Origin of the sequence: Kosakonia oryzendophytica (genome assembly GCF_027886705.1) — a bacterium.
Taxonomy (GTDB): Bacteria; Pseudomonadota; Gammaproteobacteria; order Enterobacterales; family Enterobacteriaceae; genus Kosakonia; species Kosakonia oryzendophytica.
This window is the reverse complement of the sequence record NZ_CP115659.1, coordinates 1,962,293-1,978,161: the sequence shown is the minus strand read 5'-3', so window position 1 is coordinate 1,978,161 and position 15,869 is coordinate 1,962,293. Positions and strand designations below refer to the sequence as shown.

At 51.8% G+C, this 15,869-nt stretch carries 13 protein-coding genes; 6 read left to right on the top strand and 7 right to left on the bottom strand.

Annotated features, from left to right (window positions below):
- The first annotated feature begins 6 nt into the window (after positions 1 to 6).
- The 3 genes from fliQ (at position 7) to rcsA (ending at position 1,981) form a co-directional block, all read left to right on the top strand.
- The gene (gene fliQ / locus O9K67_RS09560; protein WP_061494282.1) at positions 7 to 276 is read left to right on the top strand and encodes a flagellar biosynthesis protein FliQ; all 270 of its coding nucleotides are present in this window, start codon (positions 7 to 9) and stop codon (positions 274 to 276) included.
- 8 nt (positions 277 to 284) lie between these two features.
- Entirely contained in the window at positions 285 to 1,082 is a 798-nt protein-coding gene (gene fliR, locus O9K67_RS09555) for a flagellar biosynthetic protein FliR (RefSeq protein WP_061494281.1), read from the top strand.
- 275 nt (positions 1,083 to 1,357) lie between these two features.
- Positions 1,358 to 1,981 (top strand): transcriptional regulator RcsA, encoded by a 624-nt coding sequence (rcsA, locus tag O9K67_RS09550; protein ID WP_061494280.1) that lies wholly within the window; start codon positions 1,358 to 1,360, stop codon positions 1,979 to 1,981.
- 45 nt (positions 1,982 to 2,026) lie between these two features.
- Here the strand turns inward: rcsA and dsrB are convergent, their stop codons facing one another.
- Entirely contained in the window at positions 2,027 to 2,215 is a 189-nt protein-coding gene (gene dsrB, locus O9K67_RS09545; RefSeq protein WP_061494279.1) for a protein DsrB, read from the bottom strand.
- A 128-nt stretch (positions 2,216 to 2,343) separates the two neighbouring features.
- Between dsrB and yodD the strand changes: the two genes are divergently transcribed.
- Positions 2,344 to 2,574, top strand: coding sequence for a YodD family peroxide/acid resistance protein (yodD, locus tag O9K67_RS09540; protein WP_061494278.1), 231 nt, complete (start codon positions 2,344 to 2,346; stop codon positions 2,572 to 2,574).
- 308 nt (positions 2,575 to 2,882) lie between these two features.
- Positions 2,883 to 3,719, top strand: coding sequence for a mannosyl-3-phosphoglycerate phosphatase-related protein (locus O9K67_RS09535; protein ID WP_061494277.1), 837 nt, complete (start codon positions 2,883 to 2,885; stop codon positions 3,717 to 3,719).
- Here the strand turns inward: O9K67_RS09535 and dgcQ are convergent.
- The 3 genes from dgcQ to O9K67_RS09520 all read right to left on the bottom strand — a co-directional run bounded on the left by dgcQ (position 3,677) and on the right by O9K67_RS09520 (position 6,669).
- Positions 3,677 to 5,386: a cellulose biosynthesis regulator diguanylate cyclase DgcQ gene (dgcQ, locus tag O9K67_RS09530; protein ID WP_061499875.1), complete on the bottom strand. Its 1,710-nt coding sequence runs from the start codon at positions 5,384 to 5,386 to the stop codon at positions 3,677 to 3,679. The genes O9K67_RS09535 and dgcQ overlap by 43 nt on opposite strands.
- A 109-nt stretch (positions 5,387 to 5,495) precedes the next feature.
- Entirely contained in the window at positions 5,496 to 5,678 is a 183-nt protein-coding gene (locus O9K67_RS09525; protein WP_061494276.1) for a YodC family protein, read from the bottom strand.
- A gap of 79 nt (positions 5,679 to 5,757) precedes the next feature.
- The gene (locus O9K67_RS09520; RefSeq protein ID WP_061494275.1) at positions 5,758 to 6,669 is read right to left on the bottom strand and encodes a DUF808 domain-containing protein; all 912 of its coding nucleotides are present in this window, start codon (positions 6,667 to 6,669) and stop codon (positions 5,758 to 5,760) included.
- Between the two features lie 197 nt (positions 6,670 to 6,866).
- Here O9K67_RS09520 and yedA point away from each other — a divergent pair, with 197 nt between their 5' ends.
- The gene (yedA, locus tag O9K67_RS09515; RefSeq protein WP_061494274.1) at positions 6,867 to 7,778 is read left to right on the top strand and encodes a drug/metabolite exporter YedA; all 912 of its coding nucleotides are present in this window, start codon (positions 6,867 to 6,869) and stop codon (positions 7,776 to 7,778) included.
- A 28-nt stretch (positions 7,779 to 7,806) separates the two neighbouring features.
- Here yedA and O9K67_RS09510 read toward each other — a convergent pair whose 3' ends face one another.
- The 3 genes from O9K67_RS09510 to O9K67_RS09500 all read right to left on the bottom strand — a co-directional run bounded on the left by O9K67_RS09510 (position 7,807) and on the right by O9K67_RS09500 (position 15,333).
- On the bottom strand, positions 7,807 to 8,289 hold the full coding sequence (locus tag O9K67_RS09510; RefSeq protein WP_061494273.1) for a very short patch repair endonuclease: 483 nt from the start codon (positions 8,287 to 8,289) through the stop codon (positions 7,807 to 7,809).
- A 12-nt stretch (positions 8,290 to 8,301) separates the two neighbouring features.
- A complete protein-coding gene (locus tag O9K67_RS09505) occupies positions 8,302 to 9,000 on the bottom strand; it encodes a phosphohydrolase (protein WP_061494272.1) in 699 nt (232 codons plus the stop codon).
- Between the two features lie 702 nt (positions 9,001 to 9,702).
- On the bottom strand, positions 9,703 to 15,333 hold the full coding sequence (locus O9K67_RS09500; protein ID WP_148654701.1) for a hypothetical protein: 5,631 nt from the start codon (positions 15,331 to 15,333) through the stop codon (positions 9,703 to 9,705).
- Between the last annotated feature and the right edge of the window lie 536 nt (positions 15,334 to 15,869).

Below are 15,869 nucleotides of genomic sequence, written 5' to 3'. Positions count from 1 at the left end.
TGAAGCATGACACCTGAATCGGTCATGATGATGGGCACCGAGGCGATGAAAGTTGCACTCGCTCTTGCTGCCCCCCTGCTGCTGGTCGCCCTGGTTACCGGGCTTGTGATCAGTATTTTGCAGGCGGCGACGCAAATCAACGAAATGACGCTCTCCTTTATCCCGAAAATCATCGCTGTGTTTGTGGCGATTGTGGTTGCCGGGCCGTGGATGTTGAATTTGCTGCTCGATTATATGCGCGGTCTGTTCAATAACATTCCCTATATCATCGGGTAATCCCGCTTATGCTGAACATCACCAGCGATCAGTGGCTGCAATGGCTTAATATGTATTTCTGGCCGTTGATGCGTGTGCTGGCGCTGATAATGAGCGCACCTATCCTCAGCGAATCGCGCATTCCTCGCCGCGTAAAGCTGGGTTTGGGGATAGTGATTACCGTCGTGATTGCCCCGACGCTCCCGGCCGTGCCGAATGTGCCTATCTTTTCTGTCGAAGGGCTGTGGGTGGCGATGCAGCAAATGCTGATAGGCATTGCGCTCGGTTTTACCATGCAATTCGCCTTTGCCGCTATCCGCACTGCGGGTGAACTTATCGGCCTGCAAATGGGCCTCTCTTTCGCCACCTTTGTCGATCCCACCAGCCACCTGAACATGCCAGTGCTGGCGCGTATTCTGGACATGCTGGCGCTGTTGCTGTTCCTGACCTTCAATGGCCATCTGTGGCTAATCTCAATGCTGGTCGATACCTTCCACACACTCCCGATTGGCGGCGACCCGGTAAGTGGTAATGCGTTTCTGGCCTTGACGCGCTCGGCGGGACTCATTTTCGTCAATGGACTGATGCTGGCCTTACCCATCATTACCTTACTGCTGACCATTAACCTCTCCCTTGGCCTGTTGAATCGCATGGCGCCACAGCTATCGGTGTTTGTCATCGGTTTTCCCATTACGCTTAGCGTTGGGATTTTACTGATGGCAGCGATGATGCCGCTGGTCGCCCCCTTCTGCGAACGATTATTCAGCGAGATTTTCAATCTGTTAGCTGATATCGTGAGTGAACTGCCTCAAAATACAAAACCATGACGTTAGCATTGCCTTTTTGAGGATAATCCTAAAGTTAAATTTGCAAAACATCTTCCAGGATATAACTGGCGCGGCTTATTTGTTTTTAACGGTCTCACAGAACGCAACATTTACTTTACTTTAAGATGATTCCTGGCAAATTATACGTAACTTTACGGGATAGTGGGTTCGCCTGAAGTTTCGTGTCGCACTTCAGTAATATCAGTTTTTCCTGTATGGCTTCTGAAGCTTCCGGCGGTGGTGAATTATCGTTACGCATTGAGTGAGGGTATGCCATGTCAACGATTATTATGGATTTATGCAGTTATACCCGGTTGGGATTAACAGGGTATCTGACAAGTCGGGGGGTTAAAAAACGAGATATCAACGATATAAAAACCGTTGATGAACTCGAATCAGCTTGCGCCACATTCCAGCCATCCGTGGTGTTTATTAATGAGGACTGCTTTATCCATGACCCAAGCAGCAGTCAACACATTAAGCAAGTCATTAATCAGCATCCCCGTACACTGTTTATCGTATTTATGGCAATTGCCAACATCCACTTTGATGAATATCTATTGGTACGTAAAAATTTATTGATTAGCTCTAAATCAATCAAGCCTGAGTCGCTGGATAATATTCTGGGGGACTATCTCAACAAAGAGAAAAAAAGCGTTGGCACCATTAATTTACCCACGCTTTCATTGAGCCGGACTGAGTCCAGCATGTTAAAAATGTGGATGTCAGGACAGGATACGATTCAAATTTCCGATCAAATGAATATTAAAGCCAAGACGGTGTCATCACATAAGGGGAATATAAAAAGAAAGATTAAAACGCATAATAAACAAGTGATTTATCATGTTGTGCGTCTGACAGACAATGTCACGTCGGGTATATTTGTTAATATGCGTTGATACAATGGGTATGTATTCACCCTCCCTCGCAGGAGGGCGAAGAAATTAATCTGCTTTTTCGACGAAAACCCCGTCTGGGTGATCTTTTTCATTAAAGAACCAGATTCCGAGCGGGTAATCTTCCAGTGACACCAGGTACATTGTACCTTCATTGAACGCTTCAACAGCCAATACCACCCCCGGACGGCGTGGACCTCCGTCCGTTTTGACCGTAACCCGATCGTTAACCTTCATATTTACCCTCCTGTTGCATTTACGCCAGTGTAGAACAAAAGCCTCGGGCTGGCAGCGCCCCCGACGTTTAGCTGGCGATTTTTTCTACCGTCTATACTTAGCCGTGGGACTGCGAAAGAGGTGACGGCATGAAAACGGTGAAAGAGTACAGCGAAACCGCCAAACGCGACGTCAACGTTGACGTAGACGCCCTGCTGGCGGCAATTAACGAAATTAGCGAAAGTGAAATCCATCGGATTAACGACGAGGATGGTCAGCGCGTGAGCGTGGATGGCAGGGAATACCATACCTGGCGGGAACTGGCGGAAGCGTTCGAACTGGATGTGCATGACTTCAGCATCACCGAGGTGAACCGCTAAAGAAAACTCCCGGTTGCAGCAGCAACCGGGAGAAAACTTGCTTGCGCAAGAAGCACTTAAAAATTCGTACACCAGGGAATCTGATGTAAGTGAAACTCTAACGACAAACACCCATTAAGACAAGAACTATCGATAAAACAAATAATTAGATAAACAAGTGTATTCTATTGGATACAAAGCGCTACCGCCGAGGACGTTCAGTGCAGAGGACAAAATGACAAAAAAATCGCGCTGAATGTGCGAATGGCCTGCGCCAGGCAAGAAGATGCTTAACTCCCCCGTCTTTTGAAAAACGAAAGGAGCGAAATATGCCGGGTCTGGACTCACCACTGCTGGTTTTTACCGATGTCGATGGCACCCTGTGCGATAGCCATACCGGTGACTGGCACGCTGCTGCCGGGTGGCTTGAGCGACTTCGCCAGCACCATATCCCGGTTATTTTATGCAGCAGTAAAACCGCCGCCGAAATGATCGACCTGCAAAAAACACTCGGACTTCAGGGGTTACCGTTTATCGCCGAAAATGGCGCGGTGATCCAGCTTGATGAACGCTGGCAGGATCATGACAGCTTCCCGCGGATTATCACCGGCTCGCCCCATGAAGAAATCGCCAGAGTATTAAATCAGCTACGACAAAAACAGGGCTGGAAGTTTACCACTTTTGATGAGCTCGACGAGCGCGTACTGGCGGAAATTACCGGCTTGCCTCCGGCGCAGGCCAGCCTCGCGCGCCTGCAGGAAGCATCGGAAACGTTAATCTGGCGGGACAGCGATGAACACATGGCAGCGTTTGACACCGCCCTCGCGGGGCTGGGGTTATGTTTTGTCCAGGGCGCGCGTTTCTGGCATGTGCTTGATGAGCGCGGCGGTAAGGATCAGGCGGTTAACTGGTTAACCCGTCAATACCGCCATTACACCGGAAAACGCCCCTTCACGATTGGGCTGGGCGATGGTCCTAACGATGCCCCGTTGCTGGACAGCGTCGATCACGCGATCGTCGTGAAAGGCCTGAACCGCCAGGGCGTTCGACTGCGTAACGATACGCCAGACCGAGTGTATCATTCGCAATCCGAAGGAGCCGCTGGCTGGCGTGAAGGTCTGGATCACTTCTTTGGTTTTGGCGCAGCATCTTCCGAGCAAACCTGATTACGCCCGCTGTTTTTCGCCCGGTATAACCGGCTGTCAGCAATGGATTGCAAGGTTTCAAAATCATAACTGCCACTCTCCAGTGCGCCGCTGACACCGAGCGAAGCGCTGATGCGAATGGTCGTATGCTTGTGGACCAGTATCTCCTTACCACGAATGCGCGCACGGATACGTTCGGCCACGCGAACGGCTTGTTCAAGTGTACTGCACGGCAGTAAAACACAGAACTCCTCTCCCCCTACGCGCCCGGCCACATCCTCACTGCTTATCGTGCTGCTAATCAGTCCCGCTGCATGTGACAGCACCAAATCGCCCGCCTGATGGCCATAGCGGTCGTTAACGTTTTTAAAATGGTCGAGATCGATCTGAATGACGGCAAAAGGTTGCTGCGACACACGCGCTTCTTCCGTTAAGATTTTCGCCCGCTCAAACAGCGCACCGCGATTACACAGGCGGGTAAGCGGGTCATACCAGGCCTGCCATTGCAGGGTATTTTGCATGCTGTACATGTTGTTGACCATCCGGCGGATCACCGCCCAGGCAAACAGCAGCATGGCGGTAAAGAGCACCCACAACAGCGCCAGCGCAACGCTAATGCTGCCAAAATCCCCTTGCAAACCCTCGCGCAGGGTTTGAATGCGCAGCATGAAGCCATCAAAGTGCCGCAGTTTTTGCCAGCTCACATAACGTGTCCCGAAACGCAGTCCACCGCGGGTGTCTTGCGCCATTCCCTGTGCCAGTCGGGCATGTTGTTCCGCATTGAATACCGGTTCTGTGTGGCTGACGCCCGGTGCGAGGGTTAATAGCTGAAACTGGCTGTTATAAAGCTGGTATTCCCCCTTATTTTGCCCTTCCTGCGCATCTTTCAACTGTTGCGCAATTGCTTCCACAGGGAAACTCATCGCCAGCACACCGAACCAGTAATCCTCGTAGTCCAGAGGGACGCTGGCGATAACAAATCCCTTATCACTTTTTCCGCCATCGGCCTGATCGGTGAACCAGCGTACCGTGCGGGAGCGATTTTCATGTTCACTCTGACCGGTAAACCAGGGCCGCATCAGTAAGTGATAATAAGTCGGGATAATTTGCTGGTTATTTTCCAACGGATACGTAGCGACAAAAAAGCCAGCGCGGGAGACATAATAAGCACGGCGCGGCAGCATCCCTCCATTGGCGGAGAGACGGAACAGATAACCCAGTTCCATGGCGGCCGTCAGCTCATTATGCAGCAGTGGGTGGTCACGGTTGAGCAGTTCGCTCTGATCGACAAAAAACTCGGAAACACCATACAGCGGCAACGTCCGGCGGTTATCCAGTTTGATATCCCACTGGGGTAGCCGTCGTTGCTGCTCAAACCCATTTTGCACATTGCGCATAACGTCTAATGTGAGCGGCGTCTGTAGTGCGGACTGCATGCCATTGCGAAAAAAGAGCAAGCGATCCACACCGACCTGCATATGCCTGTCCAGCGCGTTGCTGACATTTTCCAGCATACTGCGCTGGCTGGCGACATACGCGCCTTCCAGGACGATAACTTCACGCCAGGTGAGAATGGTGGAACACACCACCACGATGACAAAGCACAGGTTAACCACCCGCGCCGGGTAGAAATACTTCTTTAGGTTTCCAAGCCGCCTTTTTTCTTTCACGACATTTTCCTGCCGCATACAGGAGCCCTGATATGCGCTGTTTCGCTGTGCTTTAGTCCCGCAACTCACGTCCTCACCCGGTCTGCGGGCAATAAAAACGCCCGGCATTGCCGGGCGTTTACAGGGATTACACCTCCTCGTGAATCCTTTGCCTGTCGCCAGGCATCAGCTCATCTTCACGAAAGGCTTCCCGTTTGACGCCGTAGCCGTCATACCACCGACACTCCACCATACCGCTGGCATAGCCGGTGACGATCATGCGCGGACCACCATTTTTGGGTATCACTTCATCACTGACCAAAAAGACCATTACTGCCTCCTGTATCAGGGCGAAACTTTTTCACCTTAGACGAAGTTTGTTTATTTTGCATAATGCCGGCCGTAAGATTTTATTCAGCAGCACCCCGCAAACGCGTTATCCCTTTCATGACGGCAACGACCAGCGCGCCAATCACAAAGCCCAGCACGAGGTTCGCCAGTACCGGCGTAAGCGCCTGCAATACGGCATTCTGCCCGGCGGCAAAATGTTCAACGGCATGGTGCAACGGCGCAATACCGTGCACCACAATGCCGCCGCCGACCAGGAACATGGCCAGCGTGCCAACCACCGACAACATTTTCATCAGCCAGGGCGCAGCAAACAGCAATCCTTTCCCCACGCCCTGCGCCAGTACGCCCTTTTTCTCCACCAGCCAGTAGCCCATATCGTCGAGCTTGACGATGATGCCTACCAGGCCATAAACGCCCACCGTTACCAGCACGGCGATGCCCGACAGAATCAGTACCTGGTTGAGCAAGGGCGCGTCTGCAACAATGCCCAACGTAATCGCGACAATTTCCGCCGACAGAATAAAGTCCGTGCGCACGGCACCTTTGATTTTGTCTTTCTCAAACTGTTGCGGATCCTGCGCCGCCAGGGCTTCCAACCGCTGTTGGCGCGCTTCAGGACTCTCTTTATGTTTCCTCGCCTCAAAGGTATGCAGCACTTTTTCCACACCCTCAAAACAGAGAAATGCGCCCCCCAGCATCAGCAGCGGCGTGATGGCCCACGGGATCACTGCGCTGATCAACAGCGCCAGCGGCACCAGAATAACCTTGTTCAGCAGTGACCCTCTCGCCACACTCCACACCACCGGCAACTCACGGTTCGCACGCACCCCGGCGACTTGTTGCGCATTGAGTGACAGATCGTCGCCGAGCACACCAGCGGTCTTTTTCGCCGCCAGTTTTCCCATCACCGAAATGTCATCCAGCAATGTGGCAATGTCGTCGAGTAAGGTCAATAAACTACTTCCTGCCAAAATATCCTTCCTTATTGATTATGTTGCACAAAAGCGCGCAGGTACTGTCGCGTTCCCTCAGTATGCGGTAAAAAACGATACGCGGAAACGCCCTGCAGGTGTCAACAAAAATTTAACACTTTCTTCGCAATTAACCACTCGCCAGCACGATAGTTTTGACGTTAACTATAAGCCTCTTATTTTTTCCTGGGTGGGTTATGCGTTTCAGGCATGTTTTACCGCTGATTGGCGCGCTTTTTGCGCTCTACATTATTTGGGGTTCCACATACTTTGTTATCCGCGTTGGCGTTGAAAGCTGGCCGCCATTGATGATGGCTGGCGTCCGTTTCTTCTCTGCTGGCGTCGTCCTGACAGCCTGTTTGTTATTGAGTGGGCATAAACTGCCCCCTCTGCGCCCGATGCTGAATGCCGCATTACTTGGCGTGCTGCTGCTGGCCGTCGGCAACGGATTCGTCACCGTCGCCGAACATCAAAATGTGCCTTCCGGTATCGCGGCGGTTGTGGTCGCCACCGTGCCGCTATTTACCTTGTGCTTTAGTCACTTTTTCGGCATTACTACGCGAAAACTTGAGTGGTTTGGTATCGCCATTGGTCTGGCGGGGATTATTTTGCTCAACAGCGGCGGAAACTTAAGCGGCAATCCGTGGGGGGCATTGATGATTCTGGTGGGGTCGATGAGTTGGGCCTTTGGATCGGTTTATGGCTCCCGAATCGCACTCCCCGTCGGGATGATGGCTGGCGCTATCGAAATGCTGGCGGCAGGCATCGTGCTGCTGGTGGCCTCGGCGCTAACCGGTGAGCAACTGACCCGGATGCCTTCGCTGCAGGGCTTTATGGCGGTAGGGTATCTGGCGCTGTTCGGTTCAATCATCGCGATTAACGCCTATATGTACCTGATTCGTAATGTCTCTCCGGCCGTGGCGACCAGCTATGCTTACGTCAATCCGGTGGTCGCCGTGCTGCTGGGCACCGGCTTTGGTGGCGAACACCTCTCGCCCATCGAGTGGCTGGCACTGGGAATTATTATTATGGCAGTGGTGCTGGTCACGCTGGGCAAATATTTGCTGCCGCAACGCCCTGTCGTCACCCCGTGTGAAGCGGAAAAGTAATAGGGAAATAGCTGCCTTCAAAGGGCAGCTATTCACCGATATCCACGACGGCATGGATCCCTTGCGTATCAATCTGCGCGAACGCACCGCCTTCGCAGACCCACTCTTCCAGGCGCTCGCTCAGCGCCGGGTCGCTCAACTTCAATTTTCCGCGCAGCGCACATTCCCAGACAATTAACACCCGCCATCCCTGCTCACGCAGCAAACCACAGTCGCGCTTATCGCGCGCCACGTTTTTGCCTATCTTCTCTAGCCAGAAATCGGTGCGCGTCGCCGGAACTTTAAACAGATGGCACCGGTGGCGATGCCAGAAGCAGCCGTGAGTAAAAATCACGCAACGGTAGTTATCCAGCACGAAATCAGGGCGCCCCGGTAAAGCGGCATCCTGTACACGAAAATCCAGTCCCAGTGATTGCAGGCAACCTGCAAGTCGCTTTTCGATGGCTGTATCCCGTGTAGCGATTGCGCGCATGTTCTTGCTACGGGTCGCTTTGTCGTGCACATCCGCCATTCTTTTACTCCGCTACAGGGCGTAAGAACCAAAGCGACGCAACACATCATCGTCAATGTGCTGAAAATCGCCCTGTAATTCGGCGCTCAACTTGGCCATGTAATGCACCAGAAAATCGGCGTTACTGCGGGCCAGTTCACGCCCCTTTTCCGTTTGCATCGTGGCGGGAAGCTTCAGCAGTTTGCAACGAAAGTGATCGAGGGCATACGCGCGGTCATCCAGTTCCCGCTGCGCCGCGAAAGGATCGTCGCCATCGAACAGTGCAACGCCCAACGAGCCAGAAACGGCAAACACCCGTGCCAGCCCAATAGCACCTAATGATTCCAGTCTGTCGGCATCTTGCACAATTTTCGCCTCCAGTGTCTGCGCCGCAATCCCGGCACTGAAACTGTGCGCTTCAATGGCGTGGCATACCGCTGGTATTGCATTTTGTGGGTAATCAGGAAAATCCTTGCCCAGCACATCAGCGGTTTTCTGCGCCGCCATCACTGAAGATAAGTGCCGCTGCGGGTGGTTCTTCGGCAGACTGACAATGTCGTGGAAGTAGCAGGCGGTCAGGATCACCAGCGCATCCACCTGTTGCCCCTGCATCAGGGTTTGCGCCGTTTTCCATACGCGGCGAAAATGCGAGACGTCGTGCGCAGCATCTGCATGATTAAAGTGGTGGCGGATCCATACGTCAAACCGGTGCTGCCAGTCATTGATAGTCATTGTTGCTCCTGGTTAAAACGATAACGATAGCATCGTACGGATTATAACGAGCAATTATCGCACAAAAATGACATTCGGATATTAAACTGTTTTATGGTTACAAGCAAAATATACCCCAAGGAAATATTAATATTAAAATAATACGTATATTTCCCCGGCAGCTATTTATTTATCAGGTTAATTGTGCCATGATGCTCTCGTCTTATTAATAACCTCTCTGAGTTTTAATTATTGTCACTATTTGACAAGGTATCCTGGCATTATCTGTCAGGATATTTTTATTTTCATTAAAAACAACAAATACAAACAACAAGATAAATAAATCCCTATATATTTACTAGTGCGATGTTATTATTTCACGGAATATTCCAGTCGATATCATATTCATCAGGTTCGAGATCCGTCAGCCGTTCCTCTTTCGCAAGCCCCCACTCTGAAGGACAAAAGCGGATAATGCGCTGCCATTTCTTTCTCTTTTAATCGACCGAACCATTGGATAAATCGATCCATTCTCGTATACCGGGTATCTCTCAGTGGAAAACTTTCCTGCGGCGCAGCCAGACTATATTTACCTGCAGGTTGCGACCCGGGTTTAAGAATACCGAATAACGTTTTCGCCTTGTTCCCTTCTTTCGCCTCATCATAGCGTTTGGCCCAATACGCCAGCCCGGCCGCAGACTGTTTTCTGCAGCAGGGCATGGATTACGGGTTAGTGACGTCGTCGGAAGGGGTGACCTGTGTGGGGGTGACCTGTGTGGGAGTGACCTGTGTGGTGCTGGCCAGTTCACTGATGACAAGGCCAAGCATTTTTATCTCCTCCTCGGTCAGGATATCATCGACCGTAAACTCACTGGCCTGGAAAAGCGCCACGTTAAGGAGATGCTCCGTATATTCCTGTACAACCAGCGCTTCCTGCTGCGATAACGCCGGGGTTTCCGGTGTTGCAGTCGTCGCTTCCGGCAGATCGACAGGCTCTGTTATATCGCGTTGATCCGGCACATCGCGTTTTGACCGAGCAACCGCGTCCTCAACAGGTTTAATACGCCAGAGGTACGTATCTGTTCCGGCAACAGGTACTTTCTCAAACTCAAAATTATTAAACAGCGCGAGAAACAGGATCACCTGCGAATCAGCGTTACCCATTTTCGCATTTGCCCTCTCCATCGGCAGAAATCTCACCCGCGCCTGTGCCAGGGCGCGATCGTACTCCGATACCGGCTTAAGGCGTTCAACCCCGGTGGTGCCATAAGACTGACCGGCACGCCCCAGCGGCACATGTGCGCTGTCCGGTTCAAACGGGTAGGTACCGAATGAGACGTGATGTGCAAGGAACGGCGTATATTTTTTGGGAATATCACTGATATAGACAAAATCCTCCGTGCCGGTCGCCTGATGGGAGATCTCGTGAATAATCGTGTCGACAACCGCTTTATCCTCGAAGATATCGGGTAACACGACCATGATACGGGCGGTGGGATCTTTTTGATAAACATACGCAAAAACAACCGGCTCTGAAGCATCGACCTTCTTCACGAGGACAACGCGTCCGAGTTTCGTCTCCTCGACATGATAGCGGGCAAACGTCTGGAGCCGTTCACCAAGAATACTCAGCCGCTCATAAGCCTCGCCGAGAATTTTGCTGTCGGCGGTATTGAGGAATTTCGCCAGTATCACCAGAATCCTTTCATGCAAGGCATTATTATTTTTGGCTTCAAGAAGGAGTGCCTGCACTTTATCCGCAATGTCATGTACCTGGTTAAATGCCTGCTCGATAATGTTTAACTGCGCCATCGATACTTTGCCGCCTCCGTTATTCGCCTTCAATCGCGGGAAATCCGACGAAATCACTTTAAAGTTCGGATCGGTATGCAGTGATTTTGTATAAAATGACTTAAGCGCCTCACTCAGTTGAGGATTATTCTGTCTGAAAGGCAGGTCCTTAATTAAAGGCCGGAAGTGGGTGATATCAGGGCCGAGATCTTTTATTTCCTGGATCCGTTTCATCAGTTGCGCATCTTCGGGGTCGGACGTTTTCCATGCTTTCGGTATGTCGTCTAACTGTGGGACCCGCCGTAATGTAGTCTGTAAGTCATCACTTTCTTCAATTGCATTTTTGATAATAGTCGACAGGCTATTTTCTCCGGCCGGGCTTTGCTCATGAAGATGTAACTGATCGAGGAATTTCTGTATCGCTTCGAAACTCACCCCCTGTTTGGCCACACTGTCTTTATAGGCCTGTGACGCGTAGATCAGGACCCCTTCCTGCGGGTAATCTTCCAGGGGGAGTTCACTGTTTAACTGCGTCAACGGTTTTAACTGCCCTTTACTCCCCCAGGATATGTCCGCTGTACTGTCCAGATCGTAATATGCCAGCAACCAGTCATCTGACTGCTGAGCCTTATTCGCCATGATTTGTAGCCACTCATCCTCATCAAAATAGATATAAGATAAATCACCTTTGTCAGAGAATAGCTGAACCACCACCCGGTCCTGCCTGCGCAGCCCGCGGATATAATAGCTGTTCGTAATTTCATGGGTTGTGCTGCCTTTTTTCCAGGCAGTCACAATGCGCACATTCGATTCGAAACGCATTTTATCCATTTCACTAATAACATCGGACATCGCCATCATTCTTCCCTGTAGAGCCTGTTCCTCCTGAACCCTGGCGGGAGGAGCGAGTCGGCCGGAGGGACCCGCAACAGGTTCAGACTCGACAGGCGGCACCACATCTGGCGCAGATTCAACAGGAATATCTTTTGGCACGGGTGGCGGCGCGGGCTTTTTGAGCGTCCTCACCATCTTGTCCAGATCCTCGAGCCCTTCCTGGCTTATCGACGTGGTCACGCCTTTTCGCAACCGTAAACGTCGTACCCCCGTTTTTTCGATCACCTGCAGCATTTTATTTTTTAGCAGCTTATACATGCCAGGCAGCGTGTCCGGTAGCGCGGTGACGGCAAGACGTGTAAGCCGTGAAACACCCCGGAGCGTCTGTTCCAGCATTACGCCCGCCAGATTGCCCCCCATCTCAAATGCCACGGCCATTAACAGGGAACGCATATACACTTTGCGCTCTTCATCGTCATCCGCCTGCGAATAGAGCACGATAGTTGGCACCACCTCCAGCAGCAGTGTGGTCGCCATTGAGGCCGCAATCCACGGCAAGGCCGGCCCGCCAATCACAATCCCTCCCACCATCAGCAGCAACCCGGACATCACGGCTAACGTATTCACCAGTTCGTGAACAACCGCCCGCAAATGTTCAGCGGGTGTATTAATCAGCTCATCATAAAGATCGGCAAGGTCGTTCTTCTGCCGCGCAATCAGCGTGTCGATCAGCGCCTTACGGCTTCTGGAGGTGGTGGTAAACGGCGGATTATAAAGGCTATAGCTGGTCTGAAAGTTAATATCCGTGTGCTGTTCCGGCGCATCATGGTGATAAGGCAAAAAATCGAATCTGTCAGGAATATTCTTCAGGGCTTTCCCGGTGCCGATTGTCCGGTATTTTTCGATAAAGGCCCTGAAGTCAGACCTGTTTTCAACGATGAGCAGCGGGGGATTTTTTCTGCCCGGCCCTTCTTTTTTTTGCTGCTCACCCAGACCCGGCCAGGGAACCTCATAGTAGTCGGTATCCCAGAGTGAGAGCATCACCCCGATTTTCTTATTACCCAGCACACCAGAGGACGGAACCGGAATGAACATCAGATTAGTGAGCGTGCTGCCGTGCCACTCCACGGTTTCGGCCTGCGTTTTCCCCTCCAGGAACTGTTTTACCGCATCAATATAGTGTTGATGGTATTCTCCCCCGGTTCCTCCGGGTGTCGTTTTTTTCTTGTTGAGATAGGCCAGCGCGGCCCGTGTGGTCATCACTCTGTAAACATTTTCGACCCGTGATTTACCCTCGCCAAACACCGTATTCAGTTTCCGGTCGACAGAGAGATCTATTTTCAGCAGCCTGTCGCGCAGCTGCTGGCTGAAAGCGTCAGGCCAGAGAATATTGCTGTCGGAATAGGCCGTGCCAAGTTCGTTGCGTGGTACCCCGCGCACAATGTCGCGAAGGGAATAGGTATGGGGAATCGTCTCGTGTATTTCTGCGGCCCGCCCGCCGGACAGATGATAGATAATTTCCTTGACGGTGATTTGGCTTTCCGGCGACCACTTCTGGTCCTGCTGATGAATACGCAACGATTCACGGGTAAACGCATCAATATAACTGTCGGGGTTTAAAATACCCTCATCAAGAAAGCCGGTCATGTCCATTAAAAAATCATCCAGCTTTCCTTTAAGCTCGCCCAGCATACGTTCACTGAGACTGAAATGCTCCGGTAACGGCGGCATGGCTTCCATTTGCCTGCTGATTTTTTCCCAGTCAACGCTGTTGTCAGCTTCCAGTGCCGTTGCTGTAGAGGCGGTTGTGGTGGTGTTGTCCGCCGTGGCAGACAACGCAGTGTCGGTTGTCATTGCGGTATTATCCGGTAAGCGCTTCCCAAGCAAGGCATCCAGTAGCGGCTTAATATCTCTCCTGGCAGTGTTGTATCTGCCCAGATATGACTTCAACATTGGGATATTCCAAATCCCGGCAATATTCTCCCGAATAATGCGACTCACTTGCTCATCCAGCACCGCATAGTTGTAGGCATCCTCTCCCTGTTTCTCCTCCAGAGCCGTTATCAGTCGCTCCAGGGTCAAGATACCCAGATTGGTATAAAAGCCAACGAGATCGAACGTATTTCCCCTGCCCTTTATAAAGTTAATAAGAGAAACCACGAAAGACCGCAGGATGGGATGAAATCGCGGCGTAAATTTTGCCAGGTCGATTTTATCGAGATAGGACAAACTGTAGTGTCCCCAAAAGACTTCCGTTGTAGGGATAATTGGACTGAATACCAGCGTTTCATTTTTCAACGTATCAGACAACGATTTATGTGCGTGGAATGTACGTAATTGCTCAGTCCGTTTCCTAAGCTGCTTATCCCTGTTGGAGAGCGTATCCAATGCGGTAGTATTTATCACTCTGTCATGAAATTCGCGATTAAGATCTGTCGTCAACTCCTGAAGCCGCCCTACCAGTACCTCGCTTTTTTCAGCATCGTCCACTGCCAGGTTAAGAATGAAATTCGTCCACAGCGACATCACCTTCTGGTAGAACAACAAATAGTATTTCCCCAGATGCAGCCATGAGTCATCAGGCAGGTTTGCGATACCCGCTTTAACCCCCGGAGCTTTGGCTGCATCGCGAGATGCCTCCTCAATTTTGTTACGGAATTCATGCGGAAATTTGTCTAATTTCAGTCTATCCATCCGGGTTATCCAGGTGTCCTGCAACGGAAAGCTCTCTCTCGGCGCCGCCAGAATATCCCAGTGGGATTTTTCCGGCTCGGTACGGAGCAAATCGAAAAAGAATTTTTCCGGGGAATCTTCCGCCACTTCTTCATAGCGGCGCGCCCAGTATGCCTGCCGGGTTTCCGACATGGCCGTCGTAGGCTCGGGTGGCGGAGTGGTGGTTGTGGTTGTCGTCGTGGTGGTAGTGGTGGTTGTTGTAGCTGGCTCTGCTCTGACTGGCGCTTTTGTGGTGGTGGTCGTTTTTTTTGGCGGGTTATACACACTCAACCCACCTATGCCCCACCGTTTCACCCGGACGTGAGGCGCAGATGTGACGGCAGCGCCTTCGAATTCAGCGTCCAGTTCCTCGGCTATCTGCTCCAGTTCTGCTATCTCGCTGGCATTAAAGGGATAGATAGCCTCTTCAGGTTTGCTCACCAGCGCGTTGTACAGGTGGGATAGCTCGTCAACCAGCGCACGCTCTTCGTCAGTCAGGGCACCGGTCAGCTCAGCCAGTTCCTCAAGACTGAGTGGGCTACCGCTCTGCTCACCGTTCTTTTCACCAAACAGCAAATACCCGGCATACGCAAGACTTCCCAGCAATGCCGAAGCACCCGCCGCAATCCCCGCGCCTTTTCGGGTCATCAAGGCTGAGGTTCCGGCCATTAGCAAACCGCCCGTACGGGCAATACCAGAAAGACGGTCGCTAATGCCCTGTGGCCCTGCCTGTGCGGCCGCTGCGCCGCCTCCTAACATCGTCAGGGCAATATAGTCATACTTTGGACGGTCTCCGGCCGAGGTGACTCCGGACGCCTGCCCGGTAGCGGCGTATTCCGGCAAAATCAGCTCACCGCCGGACGGCAGAGTCAACTCAGACACAGCAGTGCTTTCGGGCACATCTTTGTCTTCGGGCGTATGTTCGTATTCGTACGTATGTTTGTTTTCGTACGCATCTTTGTCTTCATATGCACGCCGGAACATCGCATAATTGCCTACCGCTGGCTGAAATTCCATCCCGAAGACATGAAGAGCATACAACATCAGCGTAACGCGCTCAGCCAGATTCCTCGCCCTGAAGACAGGCAGGGGAGGCAGCCTCTCTTCTGCGGGCCCGTGTGCCAGTCGGGTGTTCCGTGCATCAAATTCATAGCGAATCCACTCCTCCACCGAATCAAAGCCGGGGATGCCTACAGGCTCTTCCGCCCTCGCCCTTCTGCCACGTTTATGGCTCCGCTCACCGCGCTTCTTCTGATGGGCATATTTCGCTCTTCTGACTTTTTCATAGGGAGGTGCATGCCTGGGCATCATTTCACTCCTTCAGTGCCGCATGCACTGCGTTGAAGCAGGAACAGCGGCGGGTCATCTTGCCACGAAACTTGCCTCGCTCACCTTTCAACGTTGGACACGATTATGGGCCTGAGGCAACCGCATTGCTCACCAGCCAGGGATTAGCTCTCACTGGTTTCCGTCGCATCATCATTTGACATATGCGCGGACTGAACGCTGGTGGTGCTGACTGGCGTGTACGTCGTTTGCAGGTCAGTCAGTTT